Here is a 344-nt window from a genome sequence, read left to right as displayed (position 1 = left end):
GCCTCGTTGCGTTTGTTTGCACGAACCATATGTAAGTATTTCCTTAGATAACAATTGATTGAATGTATGCAAATAAATGCATACACCATAGGTGTGGTTTAATTTGATGCCCTTTTTCAGGGCTGGAATGTGTAAGAGCGGGGTTATTTATGCTGTTGTTTTTTTGTTACTCGGGAAGGGCTTTACCTCTTCCGCATAAACGCTTCCATCAGCGTTTATAGTTAAAAAAATCTTTCGGCCTGCATGAATGGCCTTGTTGATCGCGCTTTGATATACGCCGAGATCTTTAGCTGTCTTGGTTTGCCCAAAGCGCATTGCATAATCTTTCAGGGTTATGCGTTGTT

The 344-nt window shown here is 41.0% G+C and carries 1 protein-coding gene; it reads right to left on the bottom strand.

From position 1 onward, the window contains the following. Positions 1-147 precede the first annotated feature (147 nt). Positions 148-344: Cro/CI family transcriptional regulator (locus tag HP552_RS00775; protein WP_175393863.1), on the bottom strand; the 197-nt coding region annotated here is incomplete at its 5' end.

Origin of the sequence: Paenibacillus xylanilyticus, assembly GCF_013359935.1 — a bacterium.
GTDB classification, from domain to species: domain Bacteria; phylum Bacillota; class Bacilli; order Paenibacillales; family Paenibacillaceae; genus Paenibacillus; species Paenibacillus xylanilyticus.
The sequence above is the reverse complement of the archived record's forward strand: the minus strand, read 5'-3'. Positions and strand labels throughout refer to the sequence as shown.